We start from the raw sequence: 26,277 nt of genomic DNA, 5'->3' as shown, positions 1-26,277 counted from the left end.
GCTCCTCAACGAATCGTGAAAGAAACGGCTCAACCGGTTACGTGCGTGCGACCGCCGTGGTCGGCAGGCGGCAGATACACGCCGTCGCGCTCGGGCGCCGTGCCGAAATAGCTGGCCCATGCGTCGTGCAGCGCGTCGTGCGTCACTTCGAGCGGATCGCCGCGATACCGCGCGCCGGCGGCGACGAGGCGCAGCAGATCCATCGGGAAGCATGCGAGATAGGCCTTGCCGGTCGGCAGGTGCAGCCGGTGCAGCAGATAGTCGAATGCGTCCTGCGTCGATACCAGGCCGAGCGACGCACATGCGGCGTCGAACACCGCGCGATAGTGGTCGATCGACAACGCGCCGACGTGAAGCTTGGAACCGAGCCGGCGCAGGAACGCGTCGTCGGCGAACTGCTCCGGCGCCAGGTTGCTCGAGAACACCGGCCAGACGTCGAACGGCAGCACGAAGCGGTTGCCTGACTCGAGCGTCAGGAAATCGACGCCGCGATCGAGCGGGCGCAGCCAGCGGTTGAGCAGGTCGCGCGGCTCGACACGCTGGCGGCCGAGATCGTCGACGATGTACATGCCCATGTTCGCCTTCATGTGGGGCGGCGCCTGGTAAAACCCCGCCGCGTCATCGCGGCGCAGGTCGAGCTCGTCGAGCGTCAGCTCGCCGCCGGACATCACGACCGGCCGCTCGCACAGGCGCCAGCGGCGATCGACCGATTGGCCGTCCGCTTGCGCTGCCGCATCGACATGCACGAGCGGGTCGTAGATCTGGATAACTTCGCCGGCGGCGCAAATGGCGTACGGCACCGGCACGTGGCCGCCCATCAGCGCGCCGAGCCGCTCCGCGAGGAACGTCTTGCCGCTGCCGGCCGGGCCGTAGATCAGAAGCGGACGGCCGGAGTTCAGCGCGGCGGCCGCCGAATCGAGGATCGCCGTATCCATGACGACGCCGTCGAAGACGGCCCACACGTCGTTCTGGGCCACGCGCAGCTTGCGCACCGAATGGGTGGACACGCAGTCGAGATACGCGTCGAGCGTCACCGGCGCAGGGCCGCTGTAGCTGCTGCGCGCGCGCTCTTCGAGCGCGGCCAGGCGGCCTGCCTCGGTCAGGCGGAACGTCACGTCGAGGTCCGTCTTGCCGCGATGGGTCAGTTCGACCAGATGCTCGCGCACCAGGAACGCGAAGATGTCGTCGAGCACGGCGAGCGGGAGACAGTGACGCTCGATCAGGTCGCCGTAGGACGGGCGGCCGAGCACCAGCGTCGACTTCAGCACGAGCCCTGCGATGAACGCCTGGCTCAGTCCGGTTTCCTCGAGCGAGCGCGGCGCCGCCGGCAGTTGCGCGCCCGGCTTCGCGTGCGCCTCCCGCATGGGCGACGGAAGCGGCAGGTGTGCAACCTGCGCGTCGCGTCTCGGTTCGGTGGGGTTCGTGTTCATGTTCGGTCCATCCTCGTTGCAGGTTCGGCGCGCTACGCGCACGATACGAACAGCATGCCCAGCGTGCCGGCGGCAATCGCCACGCCATACGGCAACGCACCGACCGACGCGAACTCCACGGGGCCGTCGGTTGCCCCTGCACGCGCCCCGGACGCGCGACGCGCGATCAGCGCCACGACGTTCGCCCACATCTCGCGCACGCGTCCGCGCAGCAGCGCGAAACCGATCGCGCCGATCCCGCCGGCCAGAAAGGCGGCCAGCACGATGTAGAACGTCATCTGGGCGCCGACCCACGCGCCGATCGCGAGCATCAGCTTCACGTCGCCTGCAGCCATCCCGCGCAACAGATAGAACGGCAGCAGCAGGCCGAAGCCGGTCGCGGCGCCGGCAAGCCATGCGAGCGCACCCGCCTGGACGCCGTGCAGCGCGCACTGGGCAATCAGCGCACCGGCCAGCCCGATCACGACGAGCCGGTTCGGGATGCGTCGGCTCGTGATGTCCGTGCTGGCCGCGACGACGACGAGCAGCGTCACGCACAACGGGACCGGGTAAGGCAGCGCAGCAGGCAACATGGCGAACCTCGACGGGATGTAATGATCAGGATCACTGACCCAGTGCGGTATTGACCGCCGCGGTCACGATCGACGCGATCGCGTTGTACATGTCTTCAAGCGAACCCTTCAGTACGACCACGCTTCCCAGCACGATGGTGGCGAATACCGCCGCGATCAGCGCATATTCGATCGACGTCACCCCCTGCTCGTCGGCGATCCATCGCGATACCGCTACCGCACATCCCCTGGTCCGCATGACGACCTCCGATTCGGTTGATCAAGAGAGCGGGGGAGACTCGAGCAGTGCACCGGCCGAGTCATCCGCCGTTCGGTTCATTCGACATCCGTTGGTTGGGTGTCCGGCCCTGATCGAGCGACGGGATGACGACGAACGGGCCGGACTCACCGTTCGCCGCCCCGCCATTCAGATGGCCGCGTTGAGGTCGTCTGCGATCGTGTTGAACACGGTCTTGAGATCGTTTCCGACCAGCGTCAATGCTGCAACGAGGCCGACTGCGATCAGCGCGGCGATCAGGCCGTATTCGATGGCCGTCACACCTTGCTCGTCTTGGACGAAACCGCGGACTTTCTGGATGAACGTGGACATGGCTAATCTCCTTTCGCACTACTATTGAAATCCCGTTGTCGGGTATCGACGCGGGGAGCTGGCACTACCGGCACAACGGCACAACGGCACAACGGCACAACGGCACAACGGCACAACGGCACAACAAATGGATTCGGATGCGGCGCTCAGCGACGGACACGGCAGGGTACGAGCCTGGCCGGGCGAACGATTGTCGGTGGGCTGATGCGTGCGATATCCATGCGCGCTGCGATCTGGCGAATGGCGCGATCGAGCAGAGCGAGAACGGCGCAACGACCGCCCCGTGCATGGATACGGATTGAACGGATGACGCAAGCGCGTCGATGCTGCTGCGGATATGCTTCGCGGCATGCGAGCCGCGACGTGCTCTGGTCTTTCATTTTTATTCCCCAAATGCTGTCATGTGATTCTTGTTGCGCGGACGATGCCGTCGCCTATTCGCTCGGTCGACGTTTCCGGCGGTTTTCACGGCCTGGGCGGCGTATTCCCCGAAGCGCCCTCGATCCGTTGCTTTCCGCAGGTGATTGAGTCCGGTCTTGTCAGCCTGTTGCTTCAACCGGTCGTTCATCACGTCGTCGACTTTCGTGCGGACCTTGACGCAAAGAGCAGGCCAGCCAGAAGGAAATCCAGACGCAGCAAGGGTTCCGGCGATCCCCCCGTCAGTCGTGTTTCGGCGCGCTGCACAAAATGTTTCAGATTTGATATACGCACGCAGGCCGGCCCGGGATGCCGACGGGGCGCCGCCGTGCTGTGCAAGGGCACCCAAAAATTTTCTCGGGATTTTCCCGAATCCATGCAGCCCGTCGCCGGACACGAATTCCGCACACCGCCGGACCGGCGAAAAACCCGGAATGTTTCAAGCGAGAAACATCATTTGCGCCGCTACGGTTTTCTCAGACGTGAAAACCCGGTTTTCCGCGCTGTCGCTGCCGAATCGATATCTCGCGATTCAGCCCGCGGTTTGCGTCACGCGATTTTTTCTCCAACAATGCATTCACCGGACAGCGCCATCGAACGCGATTCGATCCGGATACACAGCAACACAAAAAGGCTGCGGCAGAGAAGCAGCCTTCACCGCAAACGGGGCATCATGTACACAGCCAATCGTGGAGTGCGCTATCGCGCCAAACGCTGTGCTCAATGGCTGACAGCCGACCGGATCATTCCGTACAGCTGCATCATGCTGATGCTGTGTGTTGGATTCCTGATCACATGGGGCTTCGTGACGGATGCCTTCACGTCACAGACCACCGCACGGCCGGGTGTCGACTTCTCCGTCTTCTGGACCGCGTCGCAGCTCGTGCTGCAAGGCCATGCCGCCGCGATCTACGATCCGGTCCTCTTCTCACATGCCGAGGTCGCGCAATTCGGTGCCTACATTGGCCACCAGTCGCTGCCATGGCTTTATCCGCCGACGATGCTGCTGTTCATCGCGCCGGTCGCCCTCGTGCCTTTCCTGCCCGCGTATTTCCTCTTTTTTGCGGGCAGTCTTTTATGCTATGCGTACGCAGTCCTGCGACTGTCGGGTCTGCGTGCGCACCTGCCCGCTCCGCGCGCCGCCGCGCTCGTCGTGCTCGCCTACTCGGGCGTGTTCGCGTCCGTCCTGTACGGGCAGAACAGCATCCTGACCGCCGGCATCGCCGCATTCGCGCTGCATTTCCTCGGCCGACGCCCGATCGTCGCCGGCGTGCTGATCGGGCTGCTCGCCATCAAGCCGCAGCTTGCGGTGGTGTTTCCGTTCGTGCTGGTCGCGACCCGCTCGTGGCGCACCTTCGCGTCGGCAGCGATCACCACGGTGCTGTTCACCCTGGCCGGCATTGCGCTGACCGGCACCAGCTCCCTGCACGGCCTAGCTCAGGCGATGTCGATCGTGCGCGGCATGCATTTCACCCTTCCCGCCTACTGGTTCGTTTCGCCCACGACGTTCGCGGCGCTGCGGCTCGCGGGCGCATCGATTCCGGTCTCGCTCGCCGCCCAGGCCGCCGTGGGGCTGCTCGCAATCGCCGCCGCCGTCCAGGTCTGGCGTCGCACGGCCGACATTCGGCTGCGCGGCGCGGCGCTGGTGATCGCCACGCTGTTGACGACCCCCTATCTGTGGCATTACGAACTCGCCTGGCTCGGCATCGCGTTCTTCTGCGTGCTCGCCCACGGGCTCGACGAAGGCTGGCTGCCGGGAGACCAGATCGTGATCGTGCTCGCGTGGCTGCTGCCCATATTCGAGATATTCAACCGGATCACGAAGCTGCCGCAGATCGGCCCGGTCGTGCTGCTCGCCGTCCTGTTCGTCGTCGTGCGGCGCTCGACCCTTGCATCGGGGAATACGTGATGAGATCACCGCGCTCCCTTCTGCACGTCGATTCGGTGCTCGATGCACACCCGGAACTGCCGATCGCCGGCCCGCGCCGGTTCCCGCATTGGCTCAATCGCGATCGGGTACGCCTCTATGCGGCAGCGGTACTGCTGACCGAGTTGCTGTTCCTCTGCGTGTACCTCGCACGCGTGCACGGGTCGCATACGTCCGTGCCCGGGCCGCTCGCGCAGGATCTCGCGCCGATCTGGAGCGCTGCACGGCTCGCCGCGCACGGCCACGCGATCGACGCGTGGCATTTCCCGTCGCTCTTCGCGATCGAGAAACTCGCGATTCCGACGATGAATGCCGCGGACGGCTCGCTGCCGTGGCTCTACCCGCCCACCATGCTGCTGTTCGTGCTGCCGCTCGGCTGGCTGCCGTACATGTTCGCGCTCGTGCTGTGGATCGGCGTCACCTACGCGCTGTTCGCGGTGACGATCCGCGCGACCGTGCAGCGCGATGCGGCGCTGCTCTGCGCGCTCGCCTTCCCCGGCGCGTTTCTCACGGTGATCGTCGGGCAGACAAGCCTCCTGAGCGCGACGCTCGCCGGTTGCGGGCTTCTGATGCTGAATCGTCGTCCCGTCATCTCCGGCATCTGCTTCGGATTGCTGACGATGAAGCCGCAAATGGCGATCCTGTTCCCGCTCGCGCTGCTGTGCGCCGCTCAATGGCGCGCGCTGGCAGCGTGGGCGGTAACGATCGCCGGCGGCTTCGCGCTGTCGACGCTCGCGTTCGGCCTCGGCGCGTGGTTCGCATTCGCACACGGAATTCACGACGCAGCGCAGCTCGTCGGCGCCGGCCACGCACGGCTCGCGCGCATGCCGACCGTCTTCGCTCTCGCCACCCTCGCCGGCTGGCCCGCCTACGTCGCGCGCGGCCTGCAGCTGCTGTCGGCCGCGGCCGCCGCGATCGCCGTGGTGTACGCATGGCGCGGCGCGTGTTCGTACGCGCTGCGTGCCGCGACGCTCGCCTGCGCGTGCCTGATCGTCAGCCCCTATCTGTACGACTACGACCTGACCTGGTACGGGCTCGTGATCGCATGGTACGCACGCTATGCGTGGACGCACGGCTGGCGGCGCTTCGATCGCGAATGGCTGCTGCTGATGTGGGTGATGCCACTCGCCGGCCTCGTGCTGGTGCCGCATCTGTCGTTCCAGTTCATGCCGCTGGTCACGCTGGCCTCGCTGGCACTGCTCGTCAGCCGGATTGCACAAGAAAGGCACGACGTGCCGTCGATGCCCGACGCACGCGACAACTCGACCGAGACCGGCTTCCCGCATCCGGTCCGCTCACACCACCGCCCGGCGCACGGACTGCGCCGCAGCGGCCGCCCGACCTTCGGCGTCGGCCGCTGACACGTCATCACAGGGGACCCATCATGCGCGAACCGCTCTACACACCGCTCGTCTCGCTGGTCGTACCGTTCTACAACGAAGGCGAAGCCGTCGAACGCTTCTTCGACGTCGTAATCCCGCTGATGGCCAGCCTCGACGCGATCCGCTTCGAGATCGTCTGCGTGAACGACGGCAGCCGCGACGACACGCTCGAGCGCCTGATCCGGGTCAGCATGGGCGACCGCCGCGTGCGCGTGATCGATCTCACGCGCAACTTCGGCAAGGAAGCGGCGCTGACCGCCGGCCTCGACGAAGCGGCCGGCGACGCGGTGATCCCGCTCGACGCCGACCTGCAGGATCCGCCGAGCCTGATTCCGGTGATGCTCGAGCACTGGCGCGACGGCGCGGAAGTCGTCGCCGCGAAGCGCAGCAACCGCGCGTGCGATTCGTTCGCGAAGCGCACCGCCGCCGCGATCTACTATCGCGTGCACAACGTGCTGTCGGACGTGAAGCTGCCGGAGAACGTCGGCGACTTCCGGCTGATGGACCGCAAGGTCGTGAACGCGCTGCGCAGCCTGCCCGAGCGCCATCGCTTCATGAAGGGGCTGTTCGCATGGGTCGGCTACCGGACCGTGATCGTCGAGTACCAGCGCGACGCGCGCAGCGCCGGGCATTCGAAGTTCTCCGGATGGAAGCTGTGGAATTTCGCGATCGAAGGGATCACGAGCTTCAGCACCGTGCCGCTGCGCAGCTGGACCTATATCGGCGTCGGCATCGCCGCGCTCGCGTTCCTGTACGGCGCGTTCATCGTGGGGCGCACGCTGCTGTTCGGCAATCCGGTGCACGGCTACGCGTCGCTGCTGTCGGTCGTGCTGTTCATCGGCGGCATCGAGCTCATCGGCATCGGCGTGGTCGGCGAATATATCGGACGCATCTACGACGAATCGAAGCAGCGTCCCGTCTATCTGATCCGCCGCCGCTACCAGACGCAAGGCAAGGTGGTCGAGCTGCCGGTCGCGCGCGATACGCGCCGCGCGGCCGCACGCCGCCGCGTCCAGCCGGCCCGCATGCGGGTCGGCGCCCGCTGAATCGGTGCAGCCGGCGATGTTCGCACTGCTCTACGCCGAGCGCGTGCGGCTGGCGCGCTTCGGCCTGTCCGGGCTCTGCTCGACCGCGCTGCACGTGCTGATCGCGTCCGCGCTGTACGCGCTGTTCGATGCGACGCAAGTGATCGCGAACGCCGTCGCGTTCGTCGGCGCGACGGCGTTCTCGTATCTCGCGAACACGCTGTGGAGCTTCTCGTCGACGGTGCACTCGCGCAACCTGGTGCGCTATCTGACCGTGGCGCTGGCCGGCTTCGCCGAAACGATGGCGCTCGCGCGCGCCGCCGAACTGCTCGACGTACCGCGCGGCTGGGCCATCGTCGCGATCGCGCTGCTGATCCCGCCGACGATGTTCGTGCTGCACCGGGTGTGGACTTATCGGTGAATCCTTGGCACGCCGGCATCGCGACATGCGATTCCGGCGATGGCATACAAGCAATCGATACAAGGTCCGCCGGCGCGGCCGGCGGCATGCCGTCGTGGCATCGCCGAGCCATTCCACGCATCGCGACGAACGCATCCGCATCGGATTGCGTCGTCGGGGAGCAGGCCGGTTTCATCGCGAAGCCGGTCGCCGGATGCGCATGGACGATGTCGAGCATCGCGTTCGGGACGGCCCGCGGTAGGGTCGAAGCATTCATCGATCCGTCACGGAACCATCGCACCCGAGACGAGCGATGCCTGCTAGCATGGCGCGTGGCCTGTCCGAATCGCGAGGCTGCCGGCAACATGTCGCGCGGCGGTGCGGGTCGCGCCGTCGCTTCCGTATCGGTCATGCCGGAGCACGTCGACGCGGACGCTTCCCGCGGCACGCATCGTGCGCCGCCATCATTCGCCTTCCACCCGACGGCCGGCTTCGCCGCATGCTGTCGCGCGCGCCGCCGGCACGAGATCCGTCCATGCCCAGGAAAAAATCCAGCCTCTGGCTACGGCCTTTCGACCTGTTGACCGCCGCGACGCGCGCGCGGCCCAAAAGGAAGACCGCCAAGCCGGCGCCATCGGCGAAGCGCCCCGCCACCGCACGCACCACGCGTCCCGCCCGCGCACCGGCGCCCGCCGCCCGCACATCGCCGCGCCAGGCACCCGGCACGTGGCTGCGCTCGTTTCATTCCGCGCGCCCCGCCGCCGGCCAGCTCGTCAACCATCTTGCGTACGCGCTGTACCTGCCCGCCGCACCGGCGACGACCGACGGCCTGCCCGTCGTCGTCATGCTGCACGGCTGCAAGCAGACCGCCGAGTCGTTCGCCGCTGGCACCCGTATTTGCCGTGTCGCCGAGCGCGCCGGATTTGCCGTGCTGTTTCCCGAACAGGCGAAGACCGCCCACGCTCATCGCTGCTGGAACTGGCATGGCGATGCGTCGCAGTCGGAGGCCCCGGCGATCGCATCGCTCGTCGACGCGATCGTGCGGGAGCGCGGGTTCGATCGCGACCGTGTCTATCTGGCCGGCATCTCGGCCGGCGCCGGGCTGGCCGCGCGTCTGGCGCTCGACTTTCCCGATCACTTCGCGGCCGTCGGCCTGCACTCCGGGCCGGCCATCGCGCCGCCGTTGTCGACGATGGCCGCGATGAGCCTGATGCGCCGCGGTCTGCGCGACGATCCGATACGCGTCGTCGATGCCTGCGTCGACGGGCGCGCTTATCCGGGCATGCCGGCACTCGTCGTGCACGGCGGGCTCGATACGGTCGTCGCCGAGCAGAATGCGCTGCAGCTGGGAGTCGCGTTCGCGCGGATCAATCGGCTCGTCGACGCACAGGGTGAGCTGCGCGTCGGCGAGCAACATACGTACGCGCACGACGATGCGGATTACACCGACTATCTGCGCGGCGGCACGCTGGTCGTGCGGGTCTGCATCGTGCGCCGCCTGGCGCACGCGTGGAGCGGCGGCGATCCGCGCGAAGCATTCCACTCCGCGACCGGGCCGGACGCGACCGCGATGTTCTGGAATTTCTTTCGAAGGCGGCGGCGCAAGCGGTAGCGGAGCGACGCGTCACCTGTCATTCACACGCGTTGCCCGACTGCCGCCGCCGCGCCCGCGTGGCCCTGCGCGCGCCGGATCGGCAGTCGAACGCGGAACGTCGTGCCGCGCCCCGGCTCGCTCGTCACGTCGATTGTGCCGCGATGACGCTCGACGATCCCGTGCGACACCGACAACCCGAGCCCCGTTCCCTGCCCGACCGGCTTCGTCGTGAAGAACGGATCGAAGATCCGCCGGACGATATCGGGCGTCATGCCGGTTCCGGTATCGCTGATCGCGATCGACACCTGCTCGCCGTCGCTCGACGTGCGGATCGTGATCACGCCGCGCGTCGGCATCGCGTGTGCCGCGTTGACGAGCAGGTTCATGAACACCTGGTTCAGCTGCGACGGAAGACATTCGACCAGCGGCAGGTCGCCGTACTCGCGCACGATGTCGGCCTTGTACTTGAGTTCGTTGTGGACGACGTTGAGCGTGCTCTCGAGGCCCGCGTGGATATCGGCCACGCTCCACTCGCCGCTGCCCGGCCGCGAGAAATCGCGCAAGTCCTGCACGATCCGGCGCACGCGCACCGCGCCGTCGATCGATTCGTCGATCAGCGTCACGATCTCGTCGCGCACGTAGTCGAGATCGGCCGCGCCGCGCAGCGCCGTCAGCGCGTCGCGCGCCGCGGGTTCGAGCTGCGGCAGCGCGGCTTCGTGCGCGGCGATCACGTCCAGCAGGCTGCGCACCCACGTCCTCAGCGTATTGAGGTTCGCGCTGATGAAGCCGATCGGATTGTTGATCTCGTGCGCGACGCCGGCCGCGAGCTGGCCGATCGATGCGAGTTTTTCCGATTGAAGCAACTGCACGTGGGTTTCCTCGAGCGCGCGCAGTAGGCGCCGCTGTTCGTCCTTCTCCTGTTCGAGCCGACTCTGCGCCGCGCGGCGCTCGTCGATCTCGCTCGCCATGTTCTCGCGCGTGCGTTGCAGCATCGCCGTCGTCTGCTCGTAGCGCCGCAACGCCGTTTCGAGTTCGGCGGTACGCAATCGCACCAGCCGTTCGAGCGTGTCCGTCATGCCGCGCAGAAAGGTTGTGCGCGCATCGAAGCGGCAGACGAGCAGCGTGACGATCAGCGTCGCCGTCGTGAACAGCGCGATGGTCGTCGCAAGCCACGGCCCGTCGATGCCGTTCGCGGCGCCGCAGCGCGCGTCCGGCGCGAAATGCGCGGCCGCCATCGCCGTGTAGTGCATGCCCGTGATCGCGATGCCCATGATCAGCGCGGCGCCGATGCGTTGCGCGGTCGCATGGCGCGCCTGTTGCGCGCGCAACGTCTGCGCCATCCAGAGCGCGGCGGTCGATGCGATCACGGCCACGCCGATCGATGCCGCGAACAGCGCGGGTTCGTAGCGAATGCCCGGCACCATGCGCATCGCGGCCATGCCCGTGTAATGCATCCCGACGATCCCGGCGCCCATCAGCGCGCCGCCCGCGAGCAGGTGCCGGCGGCTCAGCCGCGCACGCGTGACGACGTTCAGCGCGAAATACGACACGAGCACCGCGATCGCGAGCGACGCGCCGGTATCCGGCAGCGCATAACCGAGCGGAATCGGCAGCGACAGCGCCAGCATGCCGACGAAGTGCATCGACCAGATCCCGGTGCCCATCGCGGCCGCGCCGCCGGCCAGCCACGCGCGCTTGAGCCGCGGGTCGTCGAGCAGCGAGATGAACGCCGCCAGGTCGAGCGCCGTATAGGAGGCCAGCGTCGCGATGACGAGCGACAGCAGGACCAGCAGCAGATTATAGGTGCCATGCATGATCGGCGTCCCGGTCGAAATGAACGCGGTGCTGCGGCGGTGCGGCCCCGTGCAGCGTCACGCGGGCGGCGCGGCGGCGCTCGCCTGCGTCGACGCGGCCGCGCCGGTCTGCACGAGAATGTCGAACGACGTGCCCTCGCGTGCTTCGAAGCGCCGCACGAGCTCGATCTGGTGCGCCGACATCACGCTGCCCTTCGTCATCAGCAGCACGCCGCGATGCGTGCGCAGATCGTCGGCGAGCTGCATCCCTTCGCGCAGTTGTTCGGACCGGATCTCCGCGACGGACGCGGCGATGCGCAGGCTCGCCGGATCCCGCACCAGCTCGATGAAGCGCGCGACGAGCAGCGGGTCGTAACGCACGCCGGCCTGCGAATGCAGCACGTCGATCGCCTGTTCGACCGAATGCGGCGAGCCGATCTCGCCGTTTCGCAACCCCTCGAAATCGCGCGCGATCGCGACGATCCGCGAGCCGAGCGGGATCGCGTCGCCCGCCAGCCCGTCGGGCGTGCCGCGGCCGTTGAAGCGCTCGTACTGGTGCAGCACGATCGACGCGACCTTGTGCAGCTGCGCGACCGGCGTGAGCACCATCTGCGCGCGCAGCGGATGCTGCTGGAACAGGCTGTGTTCGTCGGTCGTCATCTTGACGAGCGGCTTGTGCAGCAGTTCGTCGGGCAGCGACAGCTTGCCGATGCCGTGCAGCAGTCCCGCGTAATACACGTCCTGCGCGTGCAGGCTGCTCATCCCGGCCGACAGCGCGAGACGGCGCGCGATCTCACCCACGCGCATCGCATGGCCGCTCGCCGATCCGCAGCGCATTTCGATCATGCTCGCGCACACCTGGACCATCGCGGTGAAACTGCTTTTCAGGTCGTGCTGCGCGGCTTCGAGAAACATCACGGTTTGGCCGAGTTCCTCGGTGCGCGCGCGCACCTGCGTTTCGAGTTCCGTGTTGAAGCGGCGCAGCACCTCGTTCTGCGCTTCGGTCAGTGCTGCCAGTCGCGCTGCTTCGCCGCGCAGGCGCCGCTGCTCGAGCGCCTGCTCGAGAGTCATCAGCAGATCGTGATCGTCCCACGGCTTGTTCAGGTAGCGATACACGCCGCCTTCGTTGACGGCCGCCACGATCGATGCGATGTCGGAATAACCGGTCAGCAGGATGCGCATCGTGTCCGGATACAGCGCGCGGGCGCGGGCGAGAAACGCCGCGCCGCTCATGGTCGGCATGCGCATGTCGGACACGATCAGGTCGACTTCGGTCGACGCAAGGATCTCGAGCGCGGCTTCGCCGCTTTCGGCGGTCAGGACCTCGTAGTGCGCGGGCCGCAGCACGCGCCGCAGCGCGGACAGCACGCTCGGCTCGTCATCGACCAGCAGGATCGATGGGGCGGCGGCGGGGGTGTCGGATGCGGCGTCGGTGATCGATTCGGGTGGTGTAACGTTCGTTCCGTTTGTCGCGGATGTCGTCATGGCAGGCCTCGGATTGTTTATCTTCACCACCTCTGTGACATCGGCGCGTGCCGCGTATTCCGTATTGGGGAAAACGCTGATTCGTATGAACCGAAGCGGCATGCGACGCACGACCGGCAGCGCGCGAGCCGGTCATCCGGAACGCGTGATGCCGACTTCCGGTATCGTTGCGGGACGCGTCGATCGCGGCGCCCCGTCGCATCGCGATCCGTTCGCCTCATTCACCCCACAGGAGCATTCATGATTCTGGAAATGGCATCGCTCGAAATCGATCCGTCGCAGGCCGAGCCATTCGAGGCGGCGGTTCGCCAGGCCCTCCCGCTGTTCGCCCGCGCGCGCGGCTGCGGCGGCGCCGAGCTGCATCGCGTGATCGAGCGCAGCGGCGGCTACCTGCTCGTCGTCAAGTGGGACAGCGTCGACGACCACATGGTGCATTTCCGGCAGTCGGACGACTTCCAGGCGTGGCGTCAGCTGGCGGGCCCGTTCTTCAAGAGCCCGCCGCAAGTCGTGCATACGGAAGTTGCGGTGAAGTAAGCACGGTGAAGCAACCGCCGCAACGAGCCAACCGATCCATCGCGGATGACGCTGCGTTGGCGCCCTGACCGTCCGCCGCGCCAGCGCACCCGCCTTCCCAACGAGCCCTTTCATGACCGTCGACCCTTCCGTCCTCTCCGCGTTCACGCCGACCGGCAAGCTGCGCGCGTCGATCAATCTCGGCAACCCGATCCTCGCGAACCGCGACCCGGCGACGGGCGAGCCGTTCGGCGTGTCGATCGACCTCGCGCGCGCGTTCGCCGAGCGGCTGTCGGCCGAGCTCGAACTCGTCGTGTTCGATACGGCCGCCAAGTCGGTGCAGGCGCTGACCGACGAGCGCGCCGATTTCGGCTTCTTCGCGGTCGATCCGCTGCGCGGCGAAACGGTCGCGTTCACCGAGCCCTATGTGCTGATCGAAGGCTTCTATCTCGTGCGCGACGCTTCGCCGATCCGCGGCAACGCAGACGTCGACCAGCCGCACAACCGCGTGGCGGTCGGCAAGGGCAGCGCGTACGACCTGTTCCTCACGCGTGAGCTGAAGGCCGCGCAGATCGTGCGTGCGCCGACGTCGCAGGCCGTCGTGCCGACCTTCGTCGAGCAGCAGCTCGAAGTCGCGGCCGGCGTGAAGCAGCAGCTCGAGGCCGATGCGGCGAAGACGCCGGGCCTGCGCCTGCTCGGCGAGCGTTTCATGGTGATCCGCCAGGCGATGGGCGTGCCGAAGAGCCGCGGCGAAGCGGCCGCGACGGTGCTCGGCGCATTCGTCGAGGCAATGAAGGCGTCGGGCTTCGTCGCGGAGTCGCTGCGGCGGCATGGCATCGTCGGGGCGTCGGTCGCACCGCTGGCCTGATTCGCACACCCGTCAAGTGTTTCCGACGACGCCGTCGTGCCAGGTCGGCGCGGGCCGTCGACAACCCGGCGCCACCTGGCGCTCGACACTTCGCTCGCGTGGCTGAACGTCGTCATCGGCGGGATTCGGCGCGGCACGGTGTTTTGCGAACGACTGCCGGTGCGCACGTTCATGATGCGGCGCGATGTCCCGCTGCTGTTGCGCCGGCGGGCGATCGAGGCGCTGCCGTCGCGGGGTGCGCGGGCGAGCGGGACGCCGCGGCGCCCGGCCCGGTCGGCGGCTGCGGCGCGGAAGCGGAAGCGGAAGCAGGCGCTGGATTCGGCGGCGACGAGGCGGGTTGGCTCGTGTGGGCACTCCCTGCCGAGCCTGACGCCGCTGATCCAGAAGCTGCTGGTCCTGAGCCCGCTGATCCCGACGCCGCCGACCCCGAACCTGCCGACCCCGAACCCACTGCCCCTGAACCCGCCGCTCCCGAACCCGCTGCCCCCGAACCCGCCCCGCCCGAACCCGCCGACCCAACAGCCGGCGGCGCACGCAGCCCACCGTCCAGCGCGGTCCTGCGAGCGGCCATGTCGGCCTGTTCGGCACTACGCTGGGCGGCGCGATCGGCGGACAGGCGCGCCGCTTCTGCATCCGGATTGATCGTGTTGACGCGGATGCGTTCGACGTCGCCCACACCCGCCAGCCGGTTCAACGGCACGTAATCCGTACGAAACACCAGTTCGACGCCGCTGCTCAGGTTGAGGTCGGCGTGCGAGCTTTCGGTCGTCTGGGTCCGGTCGGTCGACACGTAGCCGATCGTGCTCTGCACATTGGCCTCCGCACCCCAGGGCCCGAAGCGCGCGCCCCCGCTCACGCCCACCGTGTTGCGCGTGTCGAACTGCGAGCCGCGGTCGTTGGCGGCGACGCTGCTCGCGTCGATATGGAAATTCATCGCGGCATTGAGCCGCCCGCTCTCGATGACGATGCGCTGCAAACCCATCTGCACCATCGTCGCGAGCAACTGCTGGCGGTTGCGGGCCAGCACCTGCTGGGCGAGCGGCACCAGGCGCTCGGGATCGGCGGCCGTCACCGCGTCGCCCGGCCCCAATCCCAGCGCGGTGCGCAGCGCCGCTTCCGCCGGCGGGGTCGCGCCCGCGCGCAACGCCAGCCGGGTCGACGCGTCGCGCTCGGCCTGCAGTTCCTGCTGGCGCTGGCGGCGCTCGTCCGGCGGCAGGCCCGCCAGTTCGTCGGCGTCGTCGGCGGCCTCGTCGTCGCCGGTGACCTCGTAGGCGGTGGGGAAATGCTCGGCCAGCCACTGCCGCGCGCCGGCGATGCCGACGTTGCTGTCCGCGAAGCCTTCGGTGGTCTGCGCGACATTGCGGATCAGGTCGACGAACGCGGTCAACTGCTGCTGGTTCGAATCGTTCATCGCCTTGAAGACGCCCGTGATCAGCTCGGTCACGAAGCGCGGGAACGACACCGCGTTGAGCACGGCCCGGGTGGTGCCGGCCATCCGGTCGATGGCGGTGCCCGAATACGCCGAGCCCGCGTCCTGCGCGACGGCCAGCGCGGTGCCGGGACGCGCCGCGAGCTCGTCATGATCGACCGCGAGCGAGCCGATCCGTGCCAGTCCGGACGCGAGATCGCGGCGCATGGCCGGATCGAGTGCGCCGAAGCCCTGCTGCGCCGACAGCAGTTCACGGAGACGGTGGCGAACGTCGGGCCGCGGCACCGGCGAACGCGCGAGGTGGGCGGTTGCCGTCATCTCGGCGGCTCCGCCGCGCATCGCGCATTCCGCGTCCCGCAACACGTGAAGCACGGCCGGACGGGCGACGGCACGTCCGCCGCCGTCGGCACCCGGGTTCTGCCGCCCGTCTCGCGACGGCCTGAGCGACGCGGTTCCATGTCAGCTTCCGAGCGCCGCCCACGGGTTCGACGGCGCGGCCGGGCGCGCGGCCGGCAGCACGGCGCGGCCGTCGTCCGGGACGGAAGACACCGGGCCGTCGGGTTTCTCGCCGAGGCTGAGCGTCGCCTCGATCCAGTCGGCGGCGGAGGCGATCACCGGATTGTCGGTGCGCAGCAGCGGCGACGCGCCGTCCAGCGCATCCGCGACGTCCGCCAGCCATGCGATCACGGTCATCCCGGCTTTGCCGCGCCGGACATAGGAGGCAGGCTGGCGCGGCGACTGCCGCGAAAGCCGGCCGATACCGGCCACCACGCCCCAGATGTCGCGCGCGGCGAAGCCGTGACGCAGGTCGGCATGGCCGAGGATCGCGAACGCGTCCCTGAGCATGCCGACGATCTCGCCGGCCATGAATGCGGTCACGCCGGTACAGGCGGCGCCGAGATTCTGCGCGAGCGCGCGCGCGGCGTTGCGGACTCGCGCCTGGCGCCCGGGATCCCCGCCCGGGTCGGCACCGGGCGTCTCGTCGAGCTTGTAGAGCGCCTCGCAAAGCACCAGCATGCATTCCTCGAACTGGACGTTGCGCTCGGCATCCGCGGCCGCCGGGCCGTACGCGGTGCCGAACAACCGTGCATAGAACGCCGCGCGCTCGCCGGCCGCGAGCTTCTCGGCGCGGTGACGCCACCAGTTGGCGACCAGCGGCTCCGCGCCGCCGAGATCGACGCCGACGGCGCCGCTCGCCGACAGGCCGGCGAGCGCCTCGACCGCGGGGATCACGCCCGCGGGCTCGAGGTCGGCCGCCAGATAGAGCGACGCGAGCGCCCGCAGCTGCGCCTTGTCGACGCGCGCGGCAACGGGATCGGGAATCGCGATGTCGCCGAGCTCGTCGAGCGCGAACGCGAGGCCGTGCGCGGTCGCGCGCTCGACGAGCCGCTCCCCCGACCGGATGGCCGCCGCGAGCCCGGCATCCGCCGGCGGGACGATGAGCGTGCGCGCCATGATTCAGTGCTGCCCGGCCGGCACGCCGGCGGCAGGGGCCGGCTTGTTGGGGTTGTACGGCGTCGAGTTGCCCTGGATCACCGACATCATCTCGGGCGTCGCCATCTTGTCGAGCGGCAGGTAGTCGCTCTTGAAGTTGACGCGGACCTCGCCCGACAGCTTCGCCTTCACCTCGGCCTTCGATTCGCTCGTGTCGTCGAGCGCCGACCCGACGGTGGCCACGTGTTCCTGCTGCCCCTCGAACGCGGCGTCGGCCGAATACGGCGTGTACCAGCTGCCGTAATGGGCGTTGAGCGATTCCTTGTATTTCTGGCTCTCGCGGTCGTGCATCGACGCGGTGTAGGTGCGTTTCGCCGTGTCGCTGGCGCGCATGTCGAACACCACCTTGGCGTTGATCGACCCGTCGGTGACGACGATGCGGTTGATGCCGAGCATGACCATCGACGACAGCAGCTGCTGGCGCTGCTTCGCCATCTGCAGCCGCGCCGCGGTGACGAGGCGCAGTTCCGACTTGTCGTCGGACAGGTCGGTCACGGGCGGATCGAGGTTGTAGTTCCGGCTGATCTCGGCCAGCCGCTGCTGCGCGTTGTCGCCCTGCGCCACCAGCCGCGTCGGGGCCGCCGCCGCGGCCGCGCCGGCGCTGTCCGCGTCGAACGCGTCGGCGCCGTCCTGCGCCTGCACCGACAGCACGTCGGGGAACGAATCGGCGAGATAGTCGCGGCCGGCGCCCTCGCTGATGTTGTCGCTCATGAACTGGGCGGTGGTCTTGGCGACATTGGCGATCAGCTCGCCATACGCGCGCATCTGCTCGATCGAGCTTTCGACGATCGCCTGGAACACGTTCTTGATCAGGCCTCCTACGAATTTCGGGAAATCGACCTTCTGCACCATCTGGCCGAACTGCTCGACGCCCTGCTTCACCGCGCCGGCCTGGAAGTCCTTGCCGGCGAAGCCGGGATCCTGCGCGAGCTGGCGCTTGGTCGCGGTGACGGGATCGTCGGCCAGCGCCGCGGCGGCCGGCGCCGGACCCGGCTGCGCGAGCGGGTGCGCGAGGCCGGTGGGCGGCAGTTCGCCGTTCGCCTCGCGCTCGGCGATCTCGGCGTGCACGCCGTTCGGGTCGGCCAGGTAGGCGAGCACCCGCACCGTATCGGCGGCGATGCGGCGGCGCTCGTCGTCGGGCAGGTCGAGGAACGACGGAATCGCGGTCAGCAGGCGGCGCACCTCGGGCCGCGTCGCGTCGAACGCGGCGGCGCTCGTGGGCGGCCGCACCGGGTGGAGCGCGTCGGGGGGAGCGGGCAGGCGCATGGCTCAGTTTCCCCTGGCCGCAGCCGGTGCCGGCGCGGCGGCCGGCGCCGCCGCCGGGGCCGAAGCCGCCGCGGGGGCGGACGCGGCCGGCGGCGTTTTCGGACTCGGCAGCACGTTCGGATCGGCGGGCGTCGCGTTGCCGGTGATGGTGGCGATCATCTGCGGCGTCGCCATCTTGTCGAGCGGCAGGTAGTCGCTCTTGAAATTGACGTCGACCGCGCCGGACAGCTGGATCTTCGTCTGCATCGCCGCGTTGCTGGTTTCCGACGCGGCCGTCGACGCGGTGATGATCGGCTTGTTCTCGTATTCGTAGTCGCCCTTCGCGTAGTAGTCGGCGCTGTACTGGCGACCATTGTCCTTGTCGTTGCTGGAGTCGTACTTGCCGCCGCGATCGTAGGTGCCCTTGCCGGCGTAGGTCGACTGGACGTTGCCGTCCTTGTCGCGGGCGAGGTCGACCGCGGTGGCGCTGCGCTGCTTCGAAAGCGTGTCCTGCGCGCGCACGTCGTAGATGATCTTCGCGGAGATCTTGCCGTCGGTGACGACGATGCGGTTGATGCCCATCAGCACGATCGACGCCAGCATCTGCTGGCGCTGCTTGGCGAGCTGCATCTTGAAACGGTTGACGATCGCCAGCTCGGAGGCCTCGTCCGACAGGTCGAAGGTATCGCCGTCGCCCATCTGCAGGCGCGCGCGCACGGTCTTCGACGCTTCGTCCGGGTCGACCCCGTCGCGCACCTGCACGCGCGGGCTCGGCGTGTCGCCGCTGTCGTCCATGCCGATCTCGAACAGGTCGGGAAACTGGCCGACCATATGATCGCGCGCCTGGTTCTCCGTCACATGTTCGTCGGCGAACTGGCCGAGCGATTTCGCCACCTGCGCGATCATTTCCTGATACGCCTTCATCTGCTCGATCGAGCTGTGCGTGATCGACTGGAACACGCCGCTGATCAGGCTCGCGACGAAGGTCGGGAACTTGACCTGGTTCAGCAGCTCGCCCGCGACCGCCGCGCCCTCGTGCGCGGCCGCCGCGGTGAATTTGGACTTGCCGATGCTGTCGACGGCCTGGTTGTGCGTCGAGAAATCCGCCTCGTGCGCGGAATGATCCGTGTTGTCGTCGAGCGCGCGCGCCGGCGCGGTGCCCACCCCGCCCGGAATCTCGTGGCCGGCGAACCCTTCTGGCCGCGCGAGGTAATCGGCGATCAACGCGGTGTTGCGCGCGATGTCGCGGCGATCGGCGTCGGGCATCGCGTTGAACGCCTGCGACCGGGTCAACATCTGCGCGACGCCGTGGCGCACTTCGTCGGCGGGCACCGGCGGCGTGTGCCGCGGAGCGGCCGCCGCGGCGCGCGGCGGCGGCGGCGCGATCGGCGTGGAACGGGCAGCTTGCGGGAACATGGCGACCTCGCGGGAAACGCGTGACGAAGCGGTTCAGATTCAGTTGGCCTGGGCGGGCGCGTCCGCCGGCAGTTCGAACTCGATGGGGCGCAGGTAGAGACTCACGCGTGCCGGGCAGGCCGCGTCCGTGCGCAGGCTGATGATCGAGAAGCGGCCCGGCCAGTGCGCGTCCTCCGGCGTAAACGCCCCCATCCAGCGCTCGAGCGCCTGCAATCCGCGCGGACGCTCGGCGAGCCCCATCGTCAGCAGGCTGAGGAACGCGGGCGGCACGTCGGGGATCGCCGACAGCAGCACGTAGAGCTCGAAATCCGGCCCGTCCGGGCCGAGCCCGAACGCGAGCAGCGCGCCGTGCGGCGGCAGGTCGAAGCGCCCGCCGAGCACCAGCCCCAGGAGCTGCATGATGCCGGGCAGCCGATGGCCGATGCCGAGCGCATCCATGACCGGCTGCAGATCGGCGAGCCGCAGCGCGCGGGTGCACGCGAACGTGAGCCGCTGGCCGCCGAGATCGCGCTGGGCCGCCATCGTGGTGAAGAGCGGCTTGAGCCCCGGCACCATCTGCAGCGCGGCCTGGACGATGCCGGCCAGGTCGCGGGGCAGGTTCTCGATCGTGCCGGCGTCGCCGGGCAGCTCGTAGTACACCTTGGACGCATAGAGCCCGTCGCGGTCGTAGCTGGAGCCGAAGAACGCGCCGTAGTCGAGGTTGCCGCCCGGCCGCGCGAAGCCCCGGAACGGCTCGCTCGCCTGGTCGAACCAGTGCAGCGCCTCGCGGCCGATGAAGTCGCGGATCAGCTTGCGCATTTCCCGGGTCGACTCGTCGCGCCGGTCGATCGCCGACGCCTCCGGCGGCAACGGCTCGATCGTGAAGCGCAGCTTGCCCGGCTGGCTTTCCGAGAAGCTGGGCTCGAACGGCACCGCCATCGGCATCAGCGCGTTGTCGCGGAACCGCAGATCGTCGGCGCCGTCGCCGAAGGTGCGCAGGAACAGGTCGCGCGACGGCGCGAATGGATCGGCGGTGCCGAGGCTTCGCGCGGCGCTTTTCAGGCGGCGTTCGACCCGGGCGACGACCGGTTCGCGGATTGAGGTCAGGGGCATGGCTCGGCTCCGGCAGGGTTCGAAAATGGCGCAGCGCACGCGACGCCGCTTCAGTGCGGACGGTTCGAGTAGTAGCTCGCGCCGTTGTGCGTGCCGACACCGTAGCCCGCCTTCACCGGCACGCCCGCGCCGAGGCCGATGCCGGCGCCGATGTCGCCGACGCCGTCCAGCATCTCGCGCGCCATCGCCGGGATCGGCACCGGCTTCGAGGTCATCTGCGGCGCCTCGCGCGGCTGCGAGAACTGCTCGATCTGCGTATCGGTGGTCGCGGTATCGGCCAGCCACAGCTCGCACGCATTGACCAGGTCGTAGTCCGTCGGGTCGACGGTCGACTTGTGGTTCGACGAGACGTCCGGATTGGCGATCTGGTCGATGCTGAGCAGCGGGCCGGTCGCCTTGTTGACGCGATCGACGTTGTTGGCCAGCCACGCGGTGATGATCGTGCCGCAGGTCGCGAGCGTGCGATAGCGCGAGCTGGTGCGCGCGCCGCCCAGGTCGTAGGTCGCGACCTGGTCGATCACCTGCCACATGTCCTTCGCGCCGTAGCAGCCGCGGATCTCGGGGTCCTGCAGCAGGTCGATCATGAACTTGACCTGCGACTGGATCTCGCGCGCGGCGTAATGCGCCATGCCGTAGCCGTGCAGCGACAGGTTGCCGGCGAGATCGCGGGCGGCCTTGCGCACCTGCTGGTGGTTGATCGGGTTCGGCACGCTCGCGCGCAGCAGCGAGTCGACTTCGGTCTGGCGCACGAACGACGACACCGACGACACGAAGCGGATCCACAGGTCGTTGAACTCGCGATTGCCGGCCGTGTTCGGATCGCCGCCCGGCACGCCGAGCGTGATGGCCGCGAAGTTCTTGCGCTCCTGCTCGGAGATGCGGTTCGGCGTTTCGCGCCAGTAGCGATAGAGCAGCTTGCCGGCATTGCCCGGGCCGATCGGCAGCGTGCCGTGCTGGAACTGCTCGACGATGCGGTCGACCACCTGGAACACCTTGAGTTCGTCGAACATCGCGGCGACGATCATCGGGCCCATCACGCGCACGTTGTCGGCGACGATGTTCGCGTCTTCCAGATCCTCGAGGTTCGGCAGGTCGATGCCGAGATCGGCGATCGCGTCCTCGCCGCCGATGTTCTGGACGGTGTTCAGCTCCTCGTTGATGCGGCGGCGCAATTGCGGCTCGTCGGCCTGGATCTTGCGGGCCTGCAGGCCGCGCATCACGCGCGCGAATTCGGTGGTGACCACGCCCGGCTGCTCGCCGCCGCGGCCGTCGGGATCGCCCTCGATGCACAGCAGCGCCAGCACCCGCTGCGCGAGCCCACCGTACGAATTGGCTTCGCCCACCGCCGCGAAGAACTGGCGGGTAAAGGCGTTCATCAGCACGTTGTCGCCGTCCGGCACGGTCTTGCCGCCGTCGACCTTCACAGGCGGCGGCGTGGCCCCGTCCACCGCGAGGATGCCCAGCACCAGCGCGACGAGCGTGATCGACACGGCCTCCGGGTCCGAGCCGTTCGCGCCATTGGCGCCATTGGCACCATTGGCGCCGCTCACGTCGCCCGCGTCGAACACGAGCTGGCCGTTGACCTCGGACAGCAACGGCGGATTCACCAGCGACTTGCTGGCGAGCAGTTCGCGGGTGGCGACGAACAGCGGATCGCACACCTGCGGCACGCCGTCGGACGGCTTCGTGTCGTAGACAACCGCGAGGATGGCCTTGCACAGCGCGAGCTGCTCCCGCTCGGCGGCGACCGGCGGCCGCTTCAGCGACTCGAGCCGGTTGACGATATCGACCAGCCCGTCGCGTGCCCGGGTCTCGAGGTCGACGAGGTCGAGGAAGCGGACTTGATTGTTGACATGAAACATTTAACTTCTCCTTGAAATCCGGTCGGTTCGGGGGAGTGAGCGGGATCCCGTGCGCCAGTCAGCCGTCGTCGGCCCGGCCGTCCTTGCCCGTGCAACCGTCGTCGCCCGCCGCTTCGTACGCGTCGATGCGGCCGGACAGCGCCTGCAGCGCCGCCGCCGCGTCGAGAATGCCGGCGCCGCAGCCGTCGGCCGCGCCGGGCGCGAACGGGCGCGCGGTGGCGACGACCAGCTCGCGTACCGTCGCGCCGTCGAGCGGATAGGCGCGGCGCTGCGCGTACGCGACGAGCAGCGCCGCGGCGCCCGCGACGAACGGCGCGGCGAAACTGGTGCCGGTCGCGAGCTGATAGGCCTCGATCGCGCTCGTCAGCACCCGTTCGCCCGGGGCGCACAGCGCGACGTGCGGGCCGCGCGTCGAGAACGGGGTCGGCCGGCCGTCGTCGCCGACGGCGCCGACCGCGATCACCTGCGGATAGGCGGCGGGCCAGTAGCGGGTCACGGCGCCGTTGTTGCCGCTCGCGGCCACGAGGATGCAGCCGCGCGCGGCGGCATACGCGACCGTGTCGGCATGCGGTTTCGGGCGGTTGGCGGCGATCGTCGCGTCGTCGGTGCCGAAGCTCATGTTTATCACCTTCGCGCCGAGGTCGACCGCGAGCTTGAGCGCGCGATCGAGGTCGGCGATCGCGCCGAGCCCGATCGCATGCGCCTTGCCCGGCAGGCGGGCGGCCGCCAGCGCGCGCATCGGCAGGATGCGGCAGTCGCCGCCGAGCCCGCGCGGCATCGCCACGCCTTCGGCGGCGATGATGCCCGCGCAGCCCATGCCGTGACCGACGAAGCGGTCCTCGGGAAAATCGCCGCGATGGCCGTGACCGCTCAGCAGCTGCACGCCGGGCGACAAGTCGCCGGGCTCGAGCCGCACCGTATCGGCGCCCGCGCGGAAGGCATGCGCGAATTCGGGATGCTGGCGCGCGATGCCGCTATCGATCAGACCGACCGTGACGCCGCTGTCGCCCGGCTCGATCGCGTGCGCGTCGGCCATGCGCACCAGCGCGCGCGCATCCTGAGTAACCCGCGCGGCCGGCGGCACCGGCGCGAGGCGGCCGGGCGCGTCCATCGGGACCGTCGCCACGTAGTTGGGCGTCACGCTTTCCACGGTCGCGAGCTGGGCGAGCGAGTCGCACAGCGCACCGATCGGCGTGCCCGCCGGCACGCGCAGCAGCAGCGTGCGGGCCATGCCGGTCGTCTGTTCGATCGCGTCGTAGCCGAGGTGCGCGTGCCCGGGCACCCAGCGCCCGGCCGCCGCGCTGAACGGGCGCACCGCGAGAAAGCGGCCGGCGAACGCAACCACGATGCGGTCGACCGGGCCGCCGTCGATGCATTGCGCGGCGGCCAGCGCGCCGCGCGTCACGTCGCGGATCGACGGCACGTGCTCGGGCGCTTCGCCGAGCGCCAGCTTGACGAGCAGGCTGGTCGGCAGGCTGAACTGACGCTCGCCGGGCGATGCCCACGGCGTGCCGAGTGCATGGATCGTCATGGCCGCGCCTCCTCCTGGCCGGGCACGGCAGCCAGGGTCATGGGCCTGGCCGCGGGCGCCGGCGGCGGCGCGAATGCGCTCAGGTCGAACGCCAGCGCGGCGGCGTGGCGGCTCGTCGGCGAGACGGCGAGTTCGCCGGCCCACTGGTCGCGGCCGGGCGCGAGCAGCAGCTCGTCGTCCGCCGATTGCAGCACCGCGACCGGGCGATTGCCGATCCGCACCAGCGGCGCGTGCGTGCCGTTGACGAGATTGCGCCCGATCACGCGCAGCAGCGGCGCCGCATCGGGCTGCGCGTCGGTAGCGGGCGCCACCGGTTCGATCCGCTCGACGCTCGGCGCAGACGCCCGGTCGAGCGCCCGGCGCAGCCGGTCCACGGACAGGTTGGTGACGCGGCCGATCGCATGCACCATGTCGCGCTGCTCGGCCTGCCGAAATTGCCGGACCGTGCGCACGCCGGCCCATTCCAGCCGCTTGCGGTCCTCGGCCGAGAGCTCGTCGCCCAGCGCGTCGAGCGGCTGGTCCTTGCTGTCCTCGGACAGCGCGATCGCGTTCTCCTCGATCGCCGGCCGCGTGATGGTCGTGAAGACGAGATGGAACGTGCTGCTGTCGGTGTCGCCCGGGCCGGCGGGACGAATCCACACCTCGCTTTCGACGAATTCGACATGGGCACGCAGATCGAGGTTGACGTCCTTGATCGCGAAGGTCAGCGGCAGGTTGAGGTTGCGCGCCTTGATCGCCATCGCCGCCTGCGCGTTGTCGAGCTGGCTCTGCACGGCCTGGATGAAATCCTCGAGGCGCAGGCTGGCGTTGCTGTTCATCGCACCGCTCCTTCGACCGGCACGGCTTCGAGGACGATCGCGAGCCGCGCCGGCTCCGCATCGAAGGCCGTGCGGGTCAGGAACTGCGGCAGGTCGCCGACCAGCTCGATGCCGTCGGCGCCCCATGCAATGCGCAGGTCGAGCGGCAGTTCCATCGCCATCGAGCGCACCCGCAGCCCTTGCGCCGCGCCCGCGGCCAGCTGTCCGGCAGCGTCGGCGAACGCGCCCAGCGTCTCGCCCAGCGGCCGCGGCGCGATCATGTGGGTTCTCCTCGTGCGGGTGCGGGTGCGGGTGCCGCCGGCGCCGACGAAGCCGACGAAGCCGACGCGGCCGACGGGGCGGCGGACGCGGCCGGCAGCGCAGGCGCGGCGGCGGGCGCCTGCGTCGCGGCGGGAACGGGCGCCGCCACCGGCGCCGCGGGCTGGGCGGCCGTCGCCGCCGGCGGCGCGATCCGCGCCGCCGGCCGGCTGTGCCGCTCCAGCAGATTGCGCGACGCCTCGTCGACGAAACGGTCGAGCGGCAGCGTCTCCGATGCGAAATTGATGCTCACCTTCCCGGTCAGCGTCGCCTTGAGATCGGTGTCGGTTTGCGCGTTGACCGCGACGGTCGAGACCGTGGTGACGACATCGCCCGACGTTCCCCGTCCGCCCCAGGTCGTCTGCCCCGACGACGGGTCGTTCGACGTCGCATACTGCACCGCGGCGCGGTCGCGCGCCTTGGCCTGGAAATTGAGGCTCGCCGCGATCGTCCCGTCCTTGACCACGACCCGCTGCATGCCCAGCAGCACCATCGTCGACAGCGTCGACAACCGGTGCTGCGCGACGCGCTCGCGGGCGCGGGGCAGCACCACCGATTCGAGCGTCTGGGTATCGAACGCGCTGTCGGCCGCACCGAAATCGGCGAGCCATGCGGGCGCGGGAGCCGCATCGTCGTCGCCGGGCCGGGCCACCGGCGCGAGGCGGTAATCGCCGCCGTCCTGCGTCAGCGTCACGTCGTGCGGATACTGCTCGACCAGCCATGCGCGCGCCTGCCCGTCGGTCACGTTCTCCTGCGTGAACTGGTCCAGCGGCTTGGCCACCGCGCCGACCAGGTCGGCGAAACTCTCGACCTGCTTGATCGAGCTGTCGACGATCGCGTCGTACGTGCCATGCACGAGGCTCGCGACGAAGGTCGGAAAGTCGATCGCATCGGCGAGCGCCGCCGCACGCCGGCCGATGGCGTCCGTCGCCTTCTCCTTGGCGGGCGCCGACCCGCCCGGGGCCGCGGGCGCCGCGCCGCCGGCCGGCATTGCTTGCGGCAATGCGCCGTCCTGCCTGCCCGGGTCGCCCGATCCGGACCCGTCGACGATCTCGCGGCCGAACGCGTCGCGAGCAAGGGCCACCGCGGGCGTGATCG

At 69.1% G+C, this 26,277-nt stretch carries 24 protein-coding genes; 8 read left to right on the top strand and 16 right to left on the bottom strand.

Translation table 11 applies throughout. From position 1 onward, the window contains the following. Positions 1 to 29: 29 nt before the first annotated feature. From DIE12_RS02650 to DIE12_RS02635, 4 genes are all read right to left on the bottom strand, one after another. Positions 30 to 1,430: an ATP-binding protein gene (locus DIE12_RS02650; RefSeq protein WP_124487331.1), complete on the bottom strand. Its 1,401-nt coding sequence runs from the start codon at positions 1,428 to 1,430 to the stop codon at positions 30 to 32. Positions 1,431 to 1,462: 32 nt separating this feature from the next. Then, positions 1,463 to 2,002, bottom strand: a complete 540-nt coding sequence (locus tag DIE12_RS02645; RefSeq protein ID WP_124519896.1) for a prepilin peptidase — start codon at positions 2,000 to 2,002, stop codon at positions 1,463 to 1,465. Positions 2,003 to 2,033: 31 nt separating this feature from the next. Further along, positions 2,034 to 2,240: a Flp family type IVb pilin gene (locus DIE12_RS02640; RefSeq protein WP_044844309.1), complete on the bottom strand. Its 207-nt coding sequence runs from the start codon at positions 2,238 to 2,240 to the stop codon at positions 2,034 to 2,036. 168 nt (positions 2,241 to 2,408) lie between these two features. Next, on the bottom strand, positions 2,409 to 2,591 hold the full coding sequence (locus DIE12_RS02635) for a Flp family type IVb pilin (protein ID WP_011880534.1): 183 nt from the start codon (positions 2,589 to 2,591) through the stop codon (positions 2,409 to 2,411). A 1,090-nt stretch (positions 2,592 to 3,681) separates the two neighbouring features. Here DIE12_RS02635 and DIE12_RS02630 point away from each other — a divergent pair. The 5 genes from DIE12_RS02630 to DIE12_RS02610 all read left to right on the top strand — a co-directional run bounded on the left by DIE12_RS02630 (position 3,682) and on the right by DIE12_RS02610 (position 9,354). Then, positions 3,682 to 4,917, top strand: coding sequence for a glycosyltransferase family 87 protein (locus tag DIE12_RS02630; protein ID WP_124519964.1), 1,236 nt, complete (start codon positions 3,682 to 3,684; stop codon positions 4,915 to 4,917). Then, on the top strand, positions 4,917 to 6,296 hold the full coding sequence (locus DIE12_RS02625; protein WP_124551066.1) for a glycosyltransferase family 87 protein: 1,380 nt from the start codon (positions 4,917 to 4,919) through the stop codon (positions 6,294 to 6,296). The genes DIE12_RS02630 and DIE12_RS02625 overlap by 1 nt, the downstream gene beginning before the upstream one ends. A gap of 23 nt (positions 6,297 to 6,319) precedes the next feature. Beyond that, positions 6,320 to 7,363: a glycosyltransferase family 2 protein gene (locus DIE12_RS02620; protein ID WP_124487334.1), complete on the top strand. Its 1,044-nt coding sequence runs from the start codon at positions 6,320 to 6,322 to the stop codon at positions 7,361 to 7,363. A 16-nt stretch (positions 7,364 to 7,379) separates the two neighbouring features. Continuing rightward, complete coding sequence (locus tag DIE12_RS02615) at positions 7,380 to 7,763, top strand: GtrA family protein (protein WP_124519900.1); 384 nt, start codon at positions 7,380 to 7,382, stop codon at positions 7,761 to 7,763. Positions 7,764 to 8,277: 514 nt separating this feature from the next. Beyond that, complete coding sequence (locus tag DIE12_RS02610) at positions 8,278 to 9,354, top strand: PHB depolymerase family esterase (RefSeq protein WP_124519966.1); 1,077 nt, start codon at positions 8,278 to 8,280, stop codon at positions 9,352 to 9,354. 23 nt (positions 9,355 to 9,377) lie between these two features. On the opposite strand, the gene DIE12_RS02605 is transcribed toward DIE12_RS02610, so the two are convergent. After that, positions 9,378 to 11,150: a histidine kinase gene (locus DIE12_RS02605; RefSeq protein WP_124487336.1), complete on the bottom strand. Its 1,773-nt coding sequence runs from the start codon at positions 11,148 to 11,150 to the stop codon at positions 9,378 to 9,380. Between the two features lie 57 nt (positions 11,151 to 11,207). Continuing rightward, positions 11,208 to 12,614: an HD domain-containing phosphohydrolase gene (locus tag DIE12_RS02600; protein ID WP_124519902.1), complete on the bottom strand. Its 1,407-nt coding sequence runs from the start codon at positions 12,612 to 12,614 to the stop codon at positions 11,208 to 11,210. Between DIE12_RS02600 and DIE12_RS02595 the strand changes: the two genes are divergently transcribed. The 3 genes from DIE12_RS02595 (at position 12,613) to DIE12_RS02585 (ending at position 13,995) form a co-directional block, all read left to right on the top strand. Continuing rightward, the gene (locus DIE12_RS02595) at positions 12,613 to 12,858 is read left to right on the top strand and encodes a hypothetical protein (protein WP_124487338.1); all 246 of its coding nucleotides are present in this window, start codon (positions 12,613 to 12,615) and stop codon (positions 12,856 to 12,858) included. The two genes, DIE12_RS02600 and DIE12_RS02595, sit on opposite strands and share 2 nt — an antisense overlap. Then, positions 12,855 to 13,148: an antibiotic biosynthesis monooxygenase gene (locus DIE12_RS02590; protein ID WP_044844322.1), complete on the top strand. Its 294-nt coding sequence runs from the start codon at positions 12,855 to 12,857 to the stop codon at positions 13,146 to 13,148. The genes DIE12_RS02595 and DIE12_RS02590 overlap by 4 nt, the downstream gene beginning before the upstream one ends. Before the next feature lie 112 nt (positions 13,149 to 13,260). Continuing rightward, positions 13,261 to 13,995, top strand: coding sequence for an ABC transporter substrate-binding protein (locus tag DIE12_RS02585; RefSeq protein WP_124487339.1), 735 nt, complete (start codon positions 13,261 to 13,263; stop codon positions 13,993 to 13,995). A gap of 169 nt (positions 13,996 to 14,164) precedes the next feature. On the opposite strand, the gene DIE12_RS02580 is transcribed toward DIE12_RS02585, so the two are convergent. The 10 genes from DIE12_RS02580 to DIE12_RS37925 form a co-directional block, all read right to left on the bottom strand. Continuing rightward, positions 14,165 to 15,742 (bottom strand): hypothetical protein, encoded by a 1,578-nt coding sequence (locus tag DIE12_RS02580; RefSeq protein ID WP_124551065.1) that lies wholly within the window; start codon positions 15,740 to 15,742, stop codon positions 14,165 to 14,167. A 141-nt stretch (positions 15,743 to 15,883) separates the two neighbouring features. After that, on the bottom strand, positions 15,884 to 16,879 hold the full coding sequence (locus tag DIE12_RS02575) for a hypothetical protein (RefSeq protein WP_124519906.1): 996 nt from the start codon (positions 16,877 to 16,879) through the stop codon (positions 15,884 to 15,886). 3 nt (positions 16,880 to 16,882) lie between these two features. Then, positions 16,883 to 18,184, bottom strand: a complete 1,302-nt coding sequence (locus DIE12_RS02570) for a hypothetical protein (RefSeq protein ID WP_124487342.1) — start codon at positions 18,182 to 18,184, stop codon at positions 16,883 to 16,885. 3 nt (positions 18,185 to 18,187) lie between these two features. Then, positions 18,188 to 19,579 carry a hypothetical protein gene (locus DIE12_RS02565; protein WP_124487343.1) on the bottom strand — a complete coding sequence of 464 codons (1,392 nt, stop codon included), beginning with the start codon at positions 19,577 to 19,579 and terminating at the stop codon, positions 18,188 to 18,190. Between the two features lie 39 nt (positions 19,580 to 19,618). Continuing rightward, positions 19,619 to 20,671, bottom strand: coding sequence for a hypothetical protein (locus DIE12_RS02560; RefSeq protein WP_044844331.1), 1,053 nt, complete (start codon positions 20,669 to 20,671; stop codon positions 19,619 to 19,621). Between the two features lie 50 nt (positions 20,672 to 20,721). Beyond that, positions 20,722 to 22,533: a hypothetical protein gene (locus DIE12_RS02555; RefSeq protein WP_124519907.1), complete on the bottom strand. Its 1,812-nt coding sequence runs from the start codon at positions 22,531 to 22,533 to the stop codon at positions 20,722 to 20,724. Positions 22,534 to 22,591: 58 nt separating this feature from the next. Continuing rightward, positions 22,592 to 24,064 carry a S8 family serine peptidase gene (locus DIE12_RS02550; RefSeq protein ID WP_124519908.1) on the bottom strand — a complete coding sequence of 491 codons (1,473 nt, stop codon included), beginning with the start codon at positions 24,062 to 24,064 and terminating at the stop codon, positions 22,592 to 22,594. Beyond that, on the bottom strand, positions 24,061 to 24,882 hold the full coding sequence (locus DIE12_RS02545) for a hypothetical protein (RefSeq protein ID WP_044844334.1): 822 nt from the start codon (positions 24,880 to 24,882) through the stop codon (positions 24,061 to 24,063). The genes DIE12_RS02550 and DIE12_RS02545 overlap by 4 nt, the downstream gene beginning before the upstream one ends. After that, positions 24,879 to 25,142, bottom strand: a complete 264-nt coding sequence (locus DIE12_RS02540; protein WP_124519909.1) for a hypothetical protein — start codon at positions 25,140 to 25,142, stop codon at positions 24,879 to 24,881. Before DIE12_RS02540 ends, DIE12_RS02545 begins: the two co-directional genes overlap by 4 nt. Next, positions 25,139 to 26,263: a hypothetical protein gene (locus DIE12_RS37925; RefSeq protein WP_185640947.1), complete on the bottom strand. Its 1,125-nt coding sequence runs from the start codon at positions 26,261 to 26,263 to the stop codon at positions 25,139 to 25,141. Before DIE12_RS37925 ends, DIE12_RS02540 begins: the two co-directional genes overlap by 4 nt. Positions 26,264 to 26,277: the final 14 nt, after the last annotated feature.

It is taken from the genome of Burkholderia sp. Bp9015 (assembly GCF_003853505.1).
Classification (GTDB): Bacteria; Pseudomonadota; Gammaproteobacteria; order Burkholderiales; family Burkholderiaceae; genus Burkholderia.
The sequence above is the reverse complement of the archived record's forward strand: the minus strand, read 5'-3'. Positions and strand labels throughout refer to the sequence as shown.